This is a genomic window from Saccharopolyspora sp. 7B (assembly GCF_020177435.1).
In the GTDB taxonomy this organism is placed as follows: domain Bacteria; phylum Actinomycetota; class Actinomycetes; order Mycobacteriales; family Pseudonocardiaceae; genus Saccharopolyspora_C; species Saccharopolyspora_C gregorii.
Window position 1 is genome coordinate 1 of sequence record NZ_JAIUKC010000230.1, and the last position, 1782, is coordinate 1782.

General features: G+C 76.4%; 2 protein-coding genes and 1 pseudogene. 1 reads left to right on the top strand and 2 read right to left on the bottom strand.

All coding sequences use genetic code 11. The features are described 5' to 3' along the window. Window positions 1–349: 349 nt before the first annotated feature. Entirely contained in the window at window positions 350–784 is a 435-nt protein-coding gene (locus LCD33_RS27465) for a hypothetical protein (RefSeq protein WP_224960482.1), read from the top strand. Between the two features lie 191 nt (window positions 785–975). Here the strand turns inward: LCD33_RS27465 and LCD33_RS27470 are convergent, their stop codons facing one another. Continuing rightward, entirely contained in the window at window positions 976–1455 is a 480-nt protein-coding gene (locus LCD33_RS27470) for a GNAT family N-acetyltransferase (protein ID WP_224960480.1), read from the bottom strand. Between the two features lie 13 nt (window positions 1456–1468). Beyond that, a pseudogene (locus LCD33_RS27475) lies at window positions 1469–1708 on the bottom strand (histidine phosphatase family protein); the annotation flags it as partial. Window positions 1709–1782: the final 74 nt, after the last annotated feature.

The following is a 1782-nucleotide window of genomic DNA, read 5'->3' on the forward strand; positions in this document are numbered from 1 at the left end:
GGGCCGGGCCGCCCGCCGGCCGCCGGGGCGCCCCGGGGGGGGGGGGGGGCGCCCCCCCGGGGGCGGGGGGGGGGGCCCCCCCCCCCCCCCCCCCCCCCCCCCGCGCCGCTCACCGGAACGGGCAGGTCGCGGCGATGATCGGTGGGACACCCCGTTGCCCACGACCTCCGCTGCTGCCATGACACGATCTTCGCGCCCGCACCCGGCCCGAGCCATGCGGCGTTCGGGCGGTATTACCCTGGGCAGTGCACACGCAGAGTCACGATCGGTGGTAGGGGCCGATGGCCGGCCTCCACGGGTCGAGTGTGACCTGCACCGCACTCCGTCGAGTCCGAAAGGCGATGCCGCCGTGCCGCCCTCCGCTCCTCCGCGCACCGTGCGCATCGCCGCCGTCCTCACCATCGCCGAAGCGGTGGCGGGCCTCGCCTTCGTCGTCGCGCTGCTGGTGCGCACCGGCGCCCCCGACCTGGGCGGGGTGAACACGCTGGACCGCACCGACACGTTCGCCGAGGCCGGGTACTTCGGCATCATCTCGCTGGCCGTGCTCGCCGCGGGCGTCGGCATGTGGCAGGGCAGGCACTGGGCGCGCACGCCCGCGCTGCTGCTGCAGCTGATCCTGCTGGGGATCGCCTGGTACGCGATCGGGCCGTCGAAGCAGCCGCTGGTCGGGTTCGCGCTCGCGGTGCCCGCGGTGGCGGTGCTGTGGCTGATGTTCAACAAGCAGGGCCGGGTGTGGTCGCTGTACGGGCGGCCGCTCAACGGCGGCGGGTCCGGCGAGGGCTGATCGGCCCCGGCCGGGCGTGCCGGTCGCCGCGCTCCGGACGCTGAGCCCGCCGGAGCGCGGCGGGCGCGCCGTCGCCGGACGGATCTTCTGCGCGAGGCGTTCCGCGCGGCCCACGGCGGCGCTGAACGCCTCGGGGGTGTTGATCACCCGTCCGGTGGGGCTCTGCGTCCCGGCCGCCGGGAGAGGCGGGGTCAGGCGCCGAACTCGCGCAGCGCGTCCCCGGTGAGCCGGTGCACCGTCCACTCATCCATGCCGCGGGCCCCGACGGACTCGTAGAACTCGATCGCCGGGGTGTTCCAGTCCAGCACCCACCACTCCAGCCGCGCGTAGCCGCGCGCGACGCACTCCTGCGCGAGCGTGCGCAGCAGCGCCTTGCCGAGCCCGGAACCGCGCCGCTCGGGCAGCACGAACAGGTCCTCCAGGTAGATGCCGTGGCGGCCCTCCCAGGTGGAGAAGTTCAGGAACCACAGGGCGAAGCCCGCGACCTCGCCGTCGACCTCGGCGACGTGCCCGAACAGCGCCGGGTCCGCGCCGAACAGCGCGCGGTGCAGGTCGGATTCGGTGAGGTGGCACTCTTCGGCGGCCTTCTCGTACTCGGCCAGCGCGTGCACCAGCCGCACCACCGCGGGGACGTCGGACTCGGCCACCCGGCGGATGACGTGCTGCGACATCGCTGTTCCCTCGCTATCGGATCGGAGCGGGCACGTTGGAGCGTTCGAGCTGGGGGACGCCGCGCTCGTGCCCGAGCACGGTGATCCCGGCGGGGTCGAGGGCGAACCGGACGCCTTCGGTGACGGGCAGGCCGAGCCAGCGGGCGATCAGCGCCCGGCTGAAGTGCCCGTGCCCGGCGAGCAGCACGTCCCCGGCGGGGCCGGTGGCGATGCGGTCGAGCAGCGCGTCGGCGCGGGCGGTGACGTGGGGGGGGGGGGGGCCGCCCGGGGCGGGGGGGGGGGGGCGGCGGCGCCGGGGGCCCCCGCGCAGTGCCCCCCCTCCCCCGC

What these genes read in the sequence shown, in the direction of transcription:
- LCD33_RS27470 (WP_224960480.1), bottom strand. Translation starts at nt 1,455, where the DNA reads ATGTCGCAGCACGTCATCCGCCGGGTGGCCGAGTCCGACGTCCCCGCG.